Raw genomic sequence first — 14,574 nt, forward strand, 5'->3', positions numbered from 1 at the left:
GCCGGCGCGGCTACGCCTTCGGCACCCGCACGATCAGCGCGTCGCCCTGCCCGCCGCCGCCGCACAGCGCCGCGGCCCCCACGCCGCCGCCGCGCCGCTTCAGTTCGAGGGCCAGATGCAGCACCAGCCGGGCGCCGGACATACCGATCGGGTGGCCGAGCGCGATGGCCCCGCCGTTCACGTTCACCTTTTCGGGCGACACACCCAGTTCCTTGGTCGACTGGACGGCGACCGCGGCGAAGGCCTCGTTCATCTCGATGAGGTCCAGGTCCTCGACGCCGATGCCCTCCTTCTTCAGGGCGTGCCTGATCGCGTTCGCGGGCTGCGACTGGAGCGAGTTGTCCGGCCCCGCCACGTTGCCGTGCGCGCCGATCTCCGCGATCCACTCCAGGCCCAGCTCGACCGCCTTCTCCTTGCTCATGACCACGACGGCCGCGGCGCCGTCGGAGATCTGCGACGAGGAGCCGGCCGTGATCGTGCCGTCCTTGGAGAACGCGGGCCGCAGCTTGGCCAGGGACTCGGCGGTCGTGTCCGGGCGGATGCCCTCGTCCCGGTCGAGGACGACCGGGTCGCCCTTGCGCTGCGGGATCTCGACGGGGGTGATCTCGGCCTCGAAGAATCCGTTCTTCTGTGCGGCGGCGGCCCGCTGGTGGGAGGCGGCGGCGACCTCGTCCTGCTCGGGCCTGGCGATGGCGAGCCGGGTGTTGTGCTTCTCGGTGGAGGCGCCCATCGCGATGGACTCGAACGGGTCGGTCAGCCCGTCGTGGGCCATCGCGTCGAGCATCTCGATCGCGCCGTACTTGTAGCCCTCACGGGACTTCGGCAGCAGATGCGGCGCGTTGGTCATGGACTCCTGGCCGCCGGCGACCACGATGTCGAACTCGCCCGCGCGGATCAGCTGGTCCGCCAGCGCGATCGCGTCGAGGCCGGAGAGACAGACCTTGTTGATCGTGAGCGCGGGGACGCTCATCGGGATGCCGGCCTTGACCGCCGCCTGCCGCGCGGGGATCTGCCCCGCCCCGGCCTGGAGCACCTGGCCCATGATCACGTACTGCACCTGCTCGCCGGTGACGCCGGCCCGCTCCAGCGCCGCCTTGATGGCGAAGGCCCCGAGATCGGCGCCGGAGAAGGACTTCAGCGATCCCAGCAGCCTGCCCATGGGCGTACGCGCCCCGGCGACGACGACGGAAGTGGTGGTGTGCGAATCCGGCATGAGATGCGACCCCTTTGCCTGACGATCGATGGTTAACGAGGGTTCACCAAATGTACTGAGCGCACAGGTCCCGGGTCACCTGGCCGCGAGTGTGACGGCGCGCACGTTGCGTAACCGCTCGGTTGGCGCTGCACTGTGCGCATGCTGACGCGTATCGATCACATCGGAATCGCCTGCCACGACCTCGACGCGACCGTCGAGTTCTACCGGGCCACCTACGGATTCGAGGTCTTCCACACCGAGATCAACGAGGAGCAGGGCGTACGGGAGGCCATGCTCAAGATCAACGAGACGTCCGACGGCGGGGCCTCGTACCTGCAACTGCTCGAACCGATCCGCGAGGACTCGGCCGTGGGCAAATGGCTGGCCAAGAACGGCGAGGGCGTCCACCACATCGCCTTCGGGACCGCCGACGTGGACGGCGACTCCGAGGCGATCCGGGAGAAGGGTGTACGGGTTCTCTACGAGCAGCCGCGCATCGGCTCGATGGGGTCCCGCATCACGTTTCTGCACCCCAAGGACTGTCACGGGGTCCTGACGGAACTCGTCACCTCGGCCGCGAAGCCTCAGGAGCACTGACCCGAACGATTCCCGGCCCGGTAGAGTGGGCCGCTCCGGGCCGGGGCCGGGTCGGGGCGGCGCCTCGGCCGATGATCTGTCACCATTCCCCGGGGGGCCGTTCGCCCGTCGGGCGGTACCGAATGCTGAGTTGCGACCAGGGGACGGATGGGACCGCGCAGTGCGGGGCTACGAACGCCAGGAGAGCCACCGAGCTGACGACGACCACCTTTCGCGGTTCGAAGCCGAGATGGATCGGCTGAAGACCGCGCGGGAGAAGGCCGTCCAGCACGCCGAGGACCTCGGTTACCAGGTCGAAGTACTGCGCGCGAAACTGCACGAGGCGCGCCGGAACCTGGCGTCCCGGCCCTCCTACGACAACGCCGACATCGGCTATCAGGCCGAGCAGATGCTCCGCAACGCGCAGATCCAGGCCGACCAGCTGCGCACCGACGCCGAACGCGAGCTGCGCGACGCCCGCGCCCAGACCCAGCGCATCCTCCAGGAGCACGCCGAACACCAGGCCAGGCTCCAGGCCGAGCTGCACGCCGAGGCCGTCCAGCGCCGTCAGCGGCTCGACCAGGAGCTGGCGGAGCGCCGTCAGACCGTCGAGTCGCACGTCAACGAGAACGTCGCGTGGGCCGAGCAGTTGCGCGGCCGTACGGAGACACAGGCCCGCAGGCTGCTGGACGAGTCCCGCGCCGAGGCCGAGAAGTCCCTCGCCTCCGCCCGCGCCGAGGCCACCCGGGTCGCCGAGGAGGCCCGCCGCCGGCTCGGCGCCGAGGCGGAGACCGCCCGTGCCGAGGCCGAAGCGATTCTGCAGCGCGCCCGCAAGGACGCCGAGCGGCTGCTCAACGCCGCGTCCACACAGGCGCAGGAGGCCACCAGCCACGCCGAGCAGCTCCGCTCGGCGACGACGGCCGAGTCCGACCAGGCGCGCCAGCAGGCGGGCGAGCTGAGCCGGTCCGCCGAGGCGCGCATACAGGAGGCGGACGAGCGGCTGCGCGAGGCCCGCGCCGAGGCCGAGAAGCTCGTCGCCGAGGCCAAGGAGACCGCGGTCAAGCGGCTGGCCGGCGCCGAGACCCAGTACGAGCAGCGCACCCGTACCGCCAAGTCCGAGATCGCCCGGCTCGTCGGCGAGGCGACGAAGGAGTCCGAGGCGCTGAAGGCGGAGGCCGAGCAGGCGCTCGCCGACGCCCGCGCCGAGGCCGAGAAGATGGTCGCCGAGGCCGCCGAGAAGGCGCGTACGGCCGCCTCCGAGGACTCCGCCGCCCAGCTGGCGAAGGCCGCCCGCACGGCCGAGGAAGTCCTCACGAAGGCGTCCGAGGACGCCAGGGCCACCACCCGCGCCGCGGGCGAGGAGGCCGACCGGATCCGCCGTGAGGCGGAGGCCGAGGCGGACCGGCTGCGCGGCGAGGCGGCCGAGCAGGCCGACCAGCTCAAGGGCGCGGCCAAGGACGACACCAAGGAGTACCGCGCCAAGACGGTCGAGCTCCAGGAGGAGGCGCGCCGGCTGCGGGGCGAGGCCGAGACGCTGCGGTCCGAGGCCGTCGCCGAGGGCGAGCGCATCCGCGGCGAGGCGCGCCGTGAGGCCGTCCAGCAGATCGAGGAGGCGGCCAGCACCGCCGAGGATCTGCTCACCAAGGCCCGCGCGGACGCCGACGAGATGCGCGCCAGCGCGTCCACGGACAGCGAGCGGGTCCGTACGGAGGCCATCGAGCGCGCCACGACCCTGCGCAAGCAGGCCGAGGAGACCCTGGAGCGCACCCGCGCCGAGGCGGACCGGCTGCGCGCCGAGGGCGAGGAGCAGGCCGAGGCGGTGAAGACCGCCGCCGAGCGGGCCGCCGCCGAGCTGCGCGAGGAGACCGAGCGCGGCGTCGAGGCCCGCAGGACGGAGGCGGCCGACGAGCTGACCCGGCTGCACAGCGAGGCCGAACAGCGCCTCAGCGGCGCCGAGTCGGCCCTCACCGACGCCCGCGCCGAGAGCGAGCGGATCCGTCGCGAGGCGGCCGAGGAGACGGAGCGGCTGCGCGCGGAGTCCGCCGAGCGGCTGCGTACGCTCCAGGCCCAGGCCGAGCAGGAGGCCGAGCGGCTGCGGGACGAGGCGGCCGAGGACGCCGGCCGGTCGCGCGCGGAGGGCGAGTCGACCGCCGTACGGCTGCGGGACGAGGCCACGCAGGAGGCCGAGCGGATCAAGTTCGAGGCCCAGGAGAGCGCGGACCGGCTGCGCGCCGAGGCCGCCGCCGCGGCCGAGCGGGTGGGGACCGAGGCGGCCGAGGCGCTGGACGCCGCGCAGGAGGAGGCGACCCGCCGCCGCCGCGAGGCCGAGGAGCTGCTGAGCGCCGCCCGTACGGAGGCGGACCAGGAGCGCGAGCGGGCCCGGGAGCAGAGCGAGGAGTTGCTGGCCTCCGCCCGTAAGAGGGTCGACGAGGCGCAGACCGAGGCGGCGCGGCTGGTCGAGGAGGCGGACTTCCGCGCCACCGAGATGGTGTCGGCCGCCGAGCAGACCGCGCAGCAGGTCCGGGACGCGGTCGCCGGACTGCACGACCAGGCCGAGCAGGAGATCTCCGGACTGCGCTCCGCCGCCGAACACGCCGCGGAGCGGACGAAGTCGGAGGCGCGGGAGGAGTCCGACCGGGTCCGCGCCGACGCGTACGCCGAGCGCGAGCGCGCCTCGGAGGACGCGGCCCGGCTGCGTGCCCGCGCCCAGGAGGAGACGGACGCCGCCCAGGCACTGGCCGAGCGCACCGTGGGCGAGGCGGTCGCGGAGGCGGAGCGGCTGCGCGCGGAGAGCGCCGAGTACGCGCAGCGCGTACGGACCGAGGCGTCGGACTCGCTGGCCGCCGCCGAGCAGGACGCGTCCCGTGCCCGCCAGGAGGCGCGCGACGACGCCAACCGCATCCGGGGCGACGCCGCGGAGCAGGCGGACCGGCTCATCGGCGAGGCGACGAGCGAGTCGGAGCGGATGCGCGCCGAGGCCGCGGAGACCGTCAACTCGGCCCAGCAGGCGGCCGAGCGGCTGCGCGCGGAGGCGGCGCAGATCAGGTCGGACGCCGAGGCGTCGGCCGAACGGACCGTCAGCGACGCGATCACGGAGTCGGACCGGCTGCTCGACGACGCGCGGGCGAACGCGTCCAAGCGCCGTGGCGACGCGGCCGAGCAGGCGGACCAGCTCATCAACAAGGCCCAGGAGGAGGCGTTGCGCGCCGCCACCGAGGCCGAGACACAGGCCGACGCGATGGTCGGCGCCGCGCGCTCGGAGGCGGCGCGGATCAAGGCCGACGCGACGGTCGAGGGCAACTCCCTGGTGGAGAAGGCCCGTACGGACGCCGACGAACTTCTCGTCGGGGCGCGCCGGGACGCCACCGCGATCCGCGAGCGCACCGAGGAGCTGCGGGCACGGGTCGAGGGTGAGATCGACCAACTCCACGAGCGGGCCCGCCGGGAGACGTCCGAGCAGATGAAGAACGCCGGCGAACGGGTCGACAAGCTCGTCAAGGCGGCCACCGAACAGCAGCAGGAGGCCGAGCGGAAGGCCAAGGACCTGGTGGCGGACGCGGGTTCCGAGGCGAGCAAGGTCCGGATCGCGGCGGTGAAGAGGGCCGAGGCGCTGCTGAAGGAAGCGGAGCAGAAGAAGGCCGAACTGACCCGTGAGGGTGAGAAGTTCCGTGCCGACGCCGAGTCGGAGGCCGCGCGGATCGTCGAGGAGGGCAGGCGTGAACTCGATGTCCTGGTGCGCAGGCGCGAGGACATCCAGACCGAGATCTCGCGTGTCCAGGACGTACTGGAAGCGCTCGAATCCTTCGAGACCCCGGGCGCGAGTGGTAAGTCCGGGTCCGGTGGCGGGGCCGGCGGGAGTAGCGTCAAGGCAGGTGCGGCGGCGGGTGTGACCCGTTCGGGTGGCAAGGCGTCCGACAGTTAGCCACTCAAAAGGCTGGACATTCTCCAGATCAAACCTGCATCCGCTCGATGACACGCCGCTTTGGCCCCTAGGATTCCCCCTATCACCTCACCGGTCTCATTCGACAGGAACCCCATGAGCGACACTTCCTCCCCATTCGGCTTCGAGCTCGTGCGGCGTGGTTACGACCGCGGTCAGGTGGATGACCGCATTACCAAGCTCGTCGCCGACCGTGACAGCGCTCTCGCACGGATCACCGCACTGGAGAAGCGCATCGAGGAACTCCACCTCGAGACGCAGAACGCCCAGGCCCAGGTCAGCGACGCGGAGCCGTCGTACGCCGGTCTGGGAGCGCGCGTTGAGAAGATCCTCCGCCTCGCCGAGGAGGAGGCGAAGGACCTGCGCGAAGAGGCCCGTCGCGCGGCCGAACAGCACCGCGAGCTCGCCGAGTCGGCGGCCCAGCAGGTTCGGAACGACGCCGAGGCGTTCTCCGCCGAGCGCAAGGCGAAGGCCGAGGACGAGGGCGTCCGTATCGTCGAGAAGGCGAAGGGCGAGGCCCAGACCCTGCGCTCCGAGGCGCAGAAGGACGCGCAGCAGAAGCGCGAGGAGGCCGACGCGCTCTTCGAGGAGACCCGCGCCAAGGCCGCCCAGGCCGCCGCGGACTTCGAGACGAACCTCGCCAAGCGGCGTGAGCAGTCCGAGCGTGACCTGGCCTCGCGTCAGGCGAAAGCCGAGAAGCGCCTGGCGGAGATCGAGCACCGCGCCGAGCAGCTGCGGCTGGAGGCGGAGAAGCTCCGTACGGACGCGGAGCGCCGCGCCCGTCAGACGGTGGAGACCGCGCAGCGCCAGGCGGAGGACATCGTCGCCGACGCGAACGCCAAGGCCGACCGGATCCGCAGCGAATCGGAGCGCGAGCTGGCGGCGCTCACCAACCGCCGCGACTCGATCAACGCCCAGCTGACCAACGTCCGCGAGATGCTGGCCACGCTGACCGGCGCGGCCGTCGCCGCGGCGGGTACGCCGGCGGAGGACGAGCCGATCTCGCGCGGGGTCCCGGCGCAGCAGTCGCGCTAGGTGCCACCTCGTGGACGGCCGGTGTACGGCCGATTGACGGCTTCGTTCCGTAAGTAACGATCGTGCAAGCCCCCCGCCAGTGGAGTGGCGGGGGGCTTTGCGCGCCTCTAGGTTGTCGGCATGATCGAGGTCGAAGGGCTCACCAAACGTTTCGGGAAAAAACTCGCGGTCGACCACCTCTCCTTCCAGGTCCGGCCGGGGGTGGTGACGGGTTTCCTGGGGCCCAACGGGGCCGGTAAGTCGACCACCATGCGGATGATGCTCGATCTGGACATCCCGACCGGGGGGTCGGTCCGGATCGACGGGAAGCACTACCGCGAACTCGCGGAGCCCGTGAAGTACATCGGCGCCCTGCTCGACGCGAAGGCGATGCACGGGGGGCGCAGCGCGTACAACAACCTCCTCTGTCTCGCGCAGAGCAACCGCATTCCGGTGAGCCGGGTCAACGCGGTCCTCGACACCGTCGGTCTGACGGCCGTGGCCAAGCAGAAGTCGAAGGGTTTCTCCCTCGGTATGGGGCAGCGGCTCGGTATCGCGGCGGCCCTTCTCGGTGATCCCGAGATCCTGATGTTCGACGAGCCGGTGAACGGTCTGGACCCCGAGGGCATTCACTGGATCCGCAATCTGATGAAGACCCTCGCGAGCCAGGGCCGGACGATCTTCGTCTCCAGCCATCTGATGAGTGAGATGGCGTTGACGGCGGAGCATCTGATCGTGATCGGCCAGGGCAGGCTGCTGGCGAACATGTCGATGGCCGACTTCATCCACGAGAACTCGCGCAGTTTCGTACGGCTCCGGACCCCGCAGCGGGAGCAGATGCGCGACGCGCTGGCCGGGGGCGGCTTCAGCGTCGTCGAGGCCGACGACGGCACGCTGGAGATCGACGGCTCCAGTTCCGAGGAGATCGGTGAGCTGGCCGCGCGGCAGGGTGTCGTCCTGCACGAGCTGAGCTCCCAACGCGCCTCGCTGGAGGACGCGTTCATGCAGATGACGGCCGAGTCGGTCGAGTACCACGCGCACTCCGCCGGTGGCGGCGCGGCCCCGACGGGGCCCCCGGCCCCGGGCCCCGGGTGGGGACAGCACGGCGACACGGGCAAGGGAGCCTGATCCATGGCATCGGTACCAGCGGTCCTCCAGTCCGAGTGGACCAAGATCCGTACGGTCTCCTCCACGATCTGGACCCTCGCCGTCGCGTTCCTCGTGACCGTGGCCATGGGCTTCGCCCTGTCCCTGCTCTTCAGCAGCACGTTCGACGATCTGTCGGACGCCGAGCGCACCACCTTCGACCCGACCTTCGTGAGCTTCTCCGGGATGATTCTCGGGCAGCTGGCGATGGTGGTCTTCGGTGTCCTGGTCGTCGGCTCGGAGTACAGCTCGGGCATGATCCGCACCTCGCTCGCCGCCGTACCGCGGCGGGGGACGTTCCTCTTCAGCAAGCTCTTCGTCGCGGGACTGCTGGCCCTGGCGGTCGGAATGATCACGGGCTTCGTCGCGTTCTTCCTCGGCCAGGCGGCGCTCGGCGACCACGGCACGACGATCGGCGAGCCGCACGTGCTGCGCGCCGTCATCGGCAGCGGCCTCTACATGGGGCTGATCGCGCTCTTCTCGATGGGCGTTGCGACGATGCTGCGCAGCTCGATGCTGTCGCTCGGCATCCTGATGCCGTTCTTCTTCCTGGTCTCGCAGATCCTCGCCTCCGTACCGAAGGCGAAGACCGTCGCGCGGTACTTCCCCGACCAGGCGGGCTCGAAGATCATGCAGGTGGTGCCGAACGCGCTGAACTCGGACAAGGCTCCGTACAGTCCGTGGGAGGGCATGGGGATCATGGCGCTGTGGGTGATCGCGGCGCTGATCGGCGGCTATCTCGTCCTCAAGAAGCGCGACGCCTAGCACTCGCTCCCCCGGATCACGCGGGATCGGGGCCGGATCCCGAAGGGTCGGGGCCGGGGCGGACGACACGGCCCTGATCCCGACGGCTTGGCCGGAACCGTCAAGGCCCGGATATCCTCCTAACTCTTACGGGGGCCTTCGGTCCGAAGCGGCCACTGCCCCGACCACCAGACAGAACTGTCGATGGGGCTGGAGAATGATCGAGGCAGTCGGCCTGACGAAGCGCTATGGCGCCAAGACGGCCGTGTACAACCTTTCCTTCCAGGTCAGGCCCGGTGCCGTCACCGGGTTCCTGGGCCCCAACGGTTCCGGCAAGTCCACCACCATGCGGATGATCCTCGGTCTCGACCAGCCGACCTCCGGTCATGTGACGGTCGGCGGCCATCCCTTCCGGCAGCTGCCCAACGCGCCCCGTCAGGTCGGCGCGCTCCTCGACGCCAAGGCGGTGCACGGCGGGCGCAGCGCGCGCAACCATCTGCTGTCGCTCGCCCAGCTCTCCGGCATCCCGGCGGCCCGGGTCGACGAGGTCCTGGGAGTGGTCGGGCTCCAGGAGGTCGCACGCCGCCGTTCCAACGGCTTCTCCCTCGGTATGGGCCAGCGGCTCGGGATCGCCGCCGCGCTGCTCGGCGACCCGCAGGTGCTGCTCTTCGACGAGCCGGTCAACGGGCTCGACCCCGAGGGCATCCTCTGGGTCCGCAATCTGATGAAGCAGCTCGCGGCCGAGGGCCGTACGGTCTTCGTCTCCTCGCATCTGATGAGCGAGATGGCCGTGACCGCCGAGCATCTGATCGTGATCGGGCGCGGGCAGCTCCTCTCCGACATGAGCGTCAAGGACTTCATCTCGCACAACTCGGCGGACTTCGCGCGGGTGCGCCCGGCGGGGACCGATCCCGACGCCCGGGAGAAGCTGGTCGCCGCGCTCGCCGAGGCGGGCGGCCAGGTGCTGTCCGAGCGGGACGGCGCGCTGCGGGTGACCGGGCTGCCGCTCCCCCGTATCAGCGATCTGGCGCACGAGTCGGACGTACGGCTCTGGGAGCTGTCGCCGCACCAGGCCTCCTTGGAGGAGGCGTACATGCGGCTGACGCAGAACGCCGTGGACTACCGGTCGACGGCCGACCAGCTCGCCGGTTTCGCGCCGCCGCCGCAGCCGGGCTACGGAGGGCAGCTCTACCGGCCGCCGGTCGTGCCCGAGGTGCCGACGCAGGGCTGGTACCCGCCACCGCCGCCCGGGGAGAACCCGTACGCCTCGGACACACCCGCCGCGCCCGCCGAGGCGCCGGCTCAGGCGCCCACGCAGGCGCCCGCGGGCACTCCGGCGGACGCCCCTGCGGACGCCCCGGCCGACGCGCCCGCCGCGAAGGCCGCACCGGCGCCCGCCGCGCCGCCCGTGAGCGTCGGGCCCGCGCCCGCGAGCGCCGCCGACCTCGTCAAGCACGTGAGCGGCGGAGGCGCGGACAAGCCCGGCACGCTGGACGAGCCCGCAGTGAAGACCGAGACCACCGAGGACGGCCGATGACAGCCCCCTACGAGCAGCAGGCCCCGATCTGGCAGGGCGGGCAGCCCCTCGGGTCGTACGTCTCGCCGATCCCGGTCCGCCGGGCCACCCTCGGTGACGCGGTGGCATCGGAGTGGACCAAGATCCGTTCCATCCGCTCGACCATGTGGACACTCGGCGTCATGATCGTCCTGATGGTGGGCGTCGGCATCCTGGTCGCCTGGGGTGTCTCCATCTCCGAGGCCAGTCTCGACGGGGAGTCCGCGCTGCCGCTCGGCTTCTTCGGCGTACTGCTGGGCTCGATCTGTGTGATCACCCTCGGCGTGCTGACGATCGCGTCCGAGTACGGCACGGGCATGATCCGCACCACCCTGACCGCCTGTCCCAGCCGGGGCCGGGTGCTCGCGGCGAAGGCGATCGTCTTCTTCCTGCTCGTCCTGACGATCACGACGGTGACGGCGGCCCTGGTGGGCGCCATCCACGTGGCGATGCTCGACGGCCGCGCGCCCACCGGCCAGGAGTGGCTGCGGGCCACCCTCGGGGTGGGCCTCTTCATGGCGCTGCTCGGCCTGCTGTCGCTGGCCGTCGGCGCGCTCATCCGGCACTCGGCGGGCGCGATCACCCTCATGATCGGGGTGGTGCTGCTGCCGCTCGTGCTGGCGATGTTCATGTTCTCGGAATCGCTGGCCGATGTGCAGCAGGCCCTCTTCGAGTACTCGATCCCCAGCCAGATCTCGGTGCTCTACGCCGTGTCGATGACGGGCTCGGGACCGACCGGCTGGGACCCGGTGTTCTTCGCGGCGGCCACCACCGCCGTGGTGATGGGCTGCGCCTTCTTCGCGCTCGACCGCCGCGACGTGTAGGGCCGTTGGCGGCGCCGTCACCGGGTGCGGCGGCCGGTGGCCGGCTCAGAACTTCGGCGCGTTACGGGACCGCTGCACCCGCGAGGTGCGGCGGTCCTTCGCGCTCCAGCACGCCTTGTGCCAGTGCCGCCGGTCGTCCACGCCGCCGTACTCCGGCCACGCCACCACATGCGGCACACTGGAGGGGATCTCCTGGTCGCAGCCGGGACACCGGTAACGCTTGCCCGCGGCGCTCGCGCCGGCGACCTGCCGCACCGACCACTCCTCGCCCTGCCAGGACTCGGTCCGCTGAAAACCGCCGTACCGGTCCGACGCCTCACCGGCGTGGTCGGTCGGGGGCTCGCCGCCTCGGGGGCGGTTGCGGCGCGGGGACACATGACACCTCACGGGGCAGACAGCACGGTTCCCCTCCAGCGTACGGGCCACCGCGTCGGTGCCATGGCGGCACGGCGTGAGACGGTGGGCACCCGAGCGGGGCAGTTAGCGGACAATCGCAACAACTTCTGCGGCGCCCGTGCCCATGGCACGTGTCAGACGTTAATGCCAGGAGGGGGGAGCCGCGTCAGCCGCAAGGAGGCAGAAGGCGATGCGAGTTGGAGCTTTTGTACTGGCGGCCCAGTTCCCGGGCCAGGGCCAGGGAGAAGCACTGCACCGAGCGGTGCGCACGGCCGAGGTCGGCGAGGCGTCCGGACTGGACTCCGTGTGGCTGGCCGAGCACCACTTCGTGCCGTACGGCACCTGCCCCTCGGCGGTGACACTGGCGGGCCTGCTCCTCGGACGTACCCGGCGCATACGGGTGGGCACGGCGGTCAGCGTGTTGCCGAACACCCATCCGGTGGCCCTGGGCGAGCAGGCCGCGCTGCTGCACCTGCTCTCCGGCGGGCGGTTCTCGCTCGGTGTGGGGCGGGGCGGGCCCTGGGTCGACCTGGAGGTCTTCGGGTCCGGACTCCAGGCGTACGAACGGGACTTCCCCGAGTCGCTCGATCTGCTGCTGCGGTGGCTGCGCGAGTCACGGGTGTCGGCGGACGGCGAGCGCTACCGGTTCCGTGAGGTCGCCGTCGTACCGAGGACGGACGAACTGATGGGCGGCGCCGGCGGACCCGAGGTGGTCGTGGCGTGCACCTCCGCGAAGAGCGTGCGGCTGGCGGCCGAGCGCCTGCTCCCGATGCTGCTGGGAATGCACTGCGGGGACGAGGAGAAGGCCGAGATGGTGGCCCTGTGGCGGACGCACGCCATCGCCGCCGGCCACCCTCCCGAGGAGGCGGCCCGCGCCGCGCACGTGTCCGCGGGAGTGGCGCAGATCGCCGACACCCCCACGGAGGCGACCGAGACGCTGGTGAAGGCGATGCCCGGCTGGCTGCGGGAGGGGCTCGGCGCCCATGTGACGGTGGACGGCCGGCACAGGTCCATGCGCGATCCCGTCGCGTACACGGAACTGCTGTGCGGTCTGCATCCGGTGGGGCCTCCCCGGCTCGCGGCCGACCGTCTGGCCGCCACGGCGGAACGGACCGGAATCACACGCTTCGCGCTGCTCGTCGAGGGCTCCGGGGACCTGGTGGCCACGGAGGAGAACGTACGGCGGATGGGGGCCGAGGTGCTGCCCCAACTGCGCTGAGGCGGCCGGGCCCGAGCCGTGCCCGACCCGTGGCGGCCGTCCGGCGGATCCCTGTGTCGGCCCAGGAATCCGCCGCCAGACCGTGGGGGCCCGCCGTAGGGACCCTGAGTTGTCAGCAGTCCCGCAGCGTCGGGGACTGGTTGAGCAACTGACCCCTGATGGAAGTGAAGCGGGCGAGCCTCTCGTCGACCGAGGGGTCCAGGGGGAACACCGCGACCCGGTGACAGTTCTGGAATGCCAGCCGTACCCCGAAGTGGCGCTGAAGCGCACCGCGGATGGCGTCACTGGCGAGCGCGCGCAGCAGCTGACCACGTGCCTGCTCGTCCGGCGGCGGCGTCTGGTTGTCGGCGAACTCTCCGCCGTCCACCTTCAGCTGAGCCACCAAGGAGCTGATCATCTCCCACGCGAAGGGCAGGGAGGTCCGGACGCAGTCGACGAATTCGGCTTCGTCGACCTCGCCTCGCTCGGCCTGCTCCAACAGTGCCGGTGAGACGTCGAGCGACATGGGTTCTCCTCTCGCGACCCCACCAAAGCGGGGCCTTACGGGCAGGGAAGGGGGAGACGACGACGCAGCGTGCACGACCGGCGACCTCCTGCATCCACGTTATGCGTGCTGTCCGGACCGCACCAGGCGAATGGGAACACAACCGGCCACAAACGAAAGGGGCTTGGGGGGCGAATCGCGATGAACGGCGACAGTCGAGTAGCGTTGCGGACCATGCGTCTCGTCATCGCCCGCTGCTCCGTCGACTACGCGGGCCGGCTCACCGCCCACCTGCCCATCGCTCCCCGTCTGATCCTGGTCAAAGCTGACGGGAGCGTGTCGATCCACGCGGACGACAGGGCGTACAAACCGCTCAACTGGATGTCCCCGCCCTGCGCTCTCAAAGAGGGCACCGGCGACGATGTCGGAGTATGGACGGTCGTGAACAAAGCGGGCGAGAAACTGATCATCACGATGGAGGAAATCCTCCATGACTCGTCACATGAGCTCGGAGTCGATCCAGGCCTGATCAAGGATGGCGTGGAAGCACACCTCCAGGAGCTTCTCGCCGACCGCATCGAGACACTCGGCGAGGGTTACAGCCTGATCCGCCGGGAATACCCCACCGCCATCGGCCCGGTGGACATCCTGTGCCGCGACGCGGACGGCGCGACGGTCGCCATCGAGATCAAACGACGCGGCGACATCGACGGCGTGGAACAACTGACCCGCTATCTCGACCTGTTGAACCGCGACCCCCATCTCTCCCCGGTCCGGGGCCTGTTCGCGGCCCAGGAGATCAAGCCCCAGGCCCGCGTCCTGGCGACGGACCGGGGCATCGGGTGCGTGGTGCTGGACTACGACGCGCTGCGGGGCATCGAGGACGACAAACTGCGCCTGTTCTGAGGGCCGTCGGCGCCCCGCCCCGGGCGTACGCGTACGGCCGGGAGGGTCCTGGTATGGAGAGCCGGAGGCGGGATCGCGCCGAGGACGTCCGGGGTGTGCTGGCGGCCCGAATGCCCGGGTACCGCGTCGGCGACGTCGTCTTCCTCGGTGAGGGTGAGGACAACACCGTCCACGAGGTCAACGGCGAGCTGATCGTACGGTTCGGCAAGGACCCCGATCCCGTGAGCCGGGCCCTGAGGGTGGGCCGGGAGGCCCGGCTGCTCACCACCGTCGCGGCTCTCTCGCCGGTGCCCGTCCCCGAGCCGGTGTTCACCGTCGCGGAACAGGGGTGCCTCGGCTACTTCGGACTCCCCGGTGTGCCGCTGATCGACGTGCCCGAGCCGCGCCGATCGGCGCACGGCGCGTCGATCGCCGCCACGCTCGGCGAGTTGCTCCGCGCGCTGCACGGCGTTCCGGCCGACTCGATGACCGGCCTCGTGGGGACCGACGTCCAGCCCGACGCGCTGTGGCTGGACGAGGCGAGGGAGACGTACGCCGCCGTCGTCCCGGCGGTGCCGCGGGCGTATCGCGAGCCC

Annotated in this window: 13 protein-coding genes; 10 read left to right on the plus strand and 3 right to left on the minus strand. The window is 71.2% G+C overall.

Annotated features, from left to right (window positions below; genetic code table 11):
* Positions 1-10 precede the first annotated feature (10 nt).
* Positions 11-1,213 (minus strand): acetyl-CoA C-acetyltransferase, encoded by a 1,203-nt coding sequence (locus ACFWU9_RS21810; RefSeq protein WP_384320806.1) that lies wholly within the window; start codon positions 1,211-1,213, stop codon positions 11-13.
* A gap of 141 nt (positions 1,214-1,354) precedes the next feature.
* Here ACFWU9_RS21810 and mce point away from each other — a divergent pair, with 141 nt between their 5' ends.
* The 7 genes from mce (at position 1,355) to ACFWU9_RS21845 (ending at position 10,994) form a co-directional block, all read left to right on the plus strand.
* The gene (gene mce, locus ACFWU9_RS21815) at positions 1,355-1,792 is read left to right on the plus strand and encodes a methylmalonyl-CoA epimerase (RefSeq protein WP_384320808.1); all 438 of its coding nucleotides are present in this window, start codon (positions 1,355-1,357) and stop codon (positions 1,790-1,792) included.
* A 160-nt stretch (positions 1,793-1,952) separates the two neighbouring features.
* Positions 1,953-5,693, plus strand: a complete 3,741-nt coding sequence (scy, locus tag ACFWU9_RS21820; protein WP_384320810.1) for a polarized growth protein Scy — start codon at positions 1,953-1,955, stop codon at positions 5,691-5,693.
* A gap of 114 nt (positions 5,694-5,807) precedes the next feature.
* Positions 5,808-6,746, plus strand: a complete 939-nt coding sequence (locus ACFWU9_RS21825; protein WP_384320812.1) for a cellulose-binding protein — start codon at positions 5,808-5,810, stop codon at positions 6,744-6,746.
* Between the two features lie 120 nt (positions 6,747-6,866).
* Complete coding sequence (locus tag ACFWU9_RS21830; protein WP_384320814.1) at positions 6,867-7,853, plus strand: ATP-binding cassette domain-containing protein; 987 nt, start codon at positions 6,867-6,869, stop codon at positions 7,851-7,853.
* 3 nt (positions 7,854-7,856) lie between these two features.
* Positions 7,857-8,636 (plus strand): ABC transporter permease subunit, encoded by a 780-nt coding sequence (locus ACFWU9_RS21835; RefSeq protein ID WP_384320816.1) that lies wholly within the window; start codon positions 7,857-7,859, stop codon positions 8,634-8,636.
* A 196-nt stretch (positions 8,637-8,832) separates the two neighbouring features.
* Positions 8,833-10,152, plus strand: a complete 1,320-nt coding sequence (locus ACFWU9_RS21840; protein ID WP_384320818.1) for an ABC transporter ATP-binding protein — start codon at positions 8,833-8,835, stop codon at positions 10,150-10,152.
* The gene (locus ACFWU9_RS21845) at positions 10,149-10,994 is read left to right on the plus strand and encodes an ABC transporter permease subunit (protein ID WP_384320820.1); all 846 of its coding nucleotides are present in this window, start codon (positions 10,149-10,151) and stop codon (positions 10,992-10,994) included. Before ACFWU9_RS21840 ends, ACFWU9_RS21845 begins: the two co-directional genes overlap by 4 nt.
* Before the next feature lie 45 nt (positions 10,995-11,039).
* On the opposite strand, the gene ACFWU9_RS21850 is transcribed toward ACFWU9_RS21845, so the two are convergent.
* The gene (locus ACFWU9_RS21850) at positions 11,040-11,369 is read right to left on the minus strand and encodes an ATP/GTP-binding protein (protein ID WP_384320822.1); all 330 of its coding nucleotides are present in this window, start codon (positions 11,367-11,369) and stop codon (positions 11,040-11,042) included.
* A gap of 211 nt (positions 11,370-11,580) precedes the next feature.
* Here ACFWU9_RS21850 and ACFWU9_RS21855 point away from each other — a divergent pair, with 211 nt between their 5' ends.
* Positions 11,581-12,609: an LLM class flavin-dependent oxidoreductase gene (locus ACFWU9_RS21855; RefSeq protein ID WP_384320824.1), complete on the plus strand. Its 1,029-nt coding sequence runs from the start codon at positions 11,581-11,583 to the stop codon at positions 12,607-12,609.
* 112 nt (positions 12,610-12,721) lie between these two features.
* On the opposite strand, the gene ACFWU9_RS21860 is transcribed toward ACFWU9_RS21855, so the two are convergent.
* Complete coding sequence (locus tag ACFWU9_RS21860; RefSeq protein WP_384320826.1) at positions 12,722-13,114, minus strand: SCO5389 family protein; 393 nt, start codon at positions 13,112-13,114, stop codon at positions 12,722-12,724.
* A gap of 213 nt (positions 13,115-13,327) precedes the next feature.
* On the opposite strand from ACFWU9_RS21860, the gene nucS reads away from it, so the two are divergent.
* Positions 13,328-13,999: an endonuclease NucS gene (gene nucS, locus ACFWU9_RS21865; RefSeq protein ID WP_384320828.1), complete on the plus strand. Its 672-nt coding sequence runs from the start codon at positions 13,328-13,330 to the stop codon at positions 13,997-13,999.
* Between the two features lie 53 nt (positions 14,000-14,052).
* The coding region (locus tag ACFWU9_RS21870; protein ID WP_384320831.1) for a phosphotransferase family protein at positions 14,053-14,574 on the plus strand (522 nt) is incomplete at its 3' end.

This window comes from Streptomyces sp. NPDC058653 (assembly GCF_042716895.1).
Classification (GTDB): domain Bacteria; phylum Actinomycetota; class Actinomycetes; order Streptomycetales; family Streptomycetaceae; genus Streptomyces.

Coding starts and splice junctions, on each gene's coding strand:
- ACFWU9_RS21810 (WP_384320806.1), bottom strand. CDS start 1,213: ATGCCGGATTCGCACACCACCACTTCCGTCGTCGTCGCCGGGGCGCGT.
- mce (WP_384320808.1), top strand. CDS start 1,355: ATGCTGACGCGTATCGATCACATCGGAATCGCCTGCCACGACCTCGAC.
- ACFWU9_RS21825 (WP_384320812.1), top strand. CDS start 5,808: ATGAGCGACACTTCCTCCCCATTCGGCTTCGAGCTCGTGCGGCGTGGT.
- ACFWU9_RS21830 (WP_384320814.1), top strand. CDS start 6,867: ATGATCGAGGTCGAAGGGCTCACCAAACGTTTCGGGAAAAAACTCGCG.
- ACFWU9_RS21835 (WP_384320816.1), top strand. CDS start 7,857: ATGGCATCGGTACCAGCGGTCCTCCAGTCCGAGTGGACCAAGATCCGT.
- ACFWU9_RS21840 (WP_384320818.1), top strand. CDS start 8,833: ATGATCGAGGCAGTCGGCCTGACGAAGCGCTATGGCGCCAAGACGGCC.
- ACFWU9_RS21845 (WP_384320820.1), top strand. CDS start 10,149: ATGACAGCCCCCTACGAGCAGCAGGCCCCGATCTGGCAGGGCGGGCAG.
- ACFWU9_RS21855 (WP_384320824.1), top strand. CDS start 11,581: ATGCGAGTTGGAGCTTTTGTACTGGCGGCCCAGTTCCCGGGCCAGGGC.
- ACFWU9_RS21860 (WP_384320826.1), bottom strand. CDS start 13,114: ATGTCGCTCGACGTCTCACCGGCACTGTTGGAGCAGGCCGAGCGAGGC.
- nucS (WP_384320828.1), top strand. CDS start 13,328: ATGCGTCTCGTCATCGCCCGCTGCTCCGTCGACTACGCGGGCCGGCTC.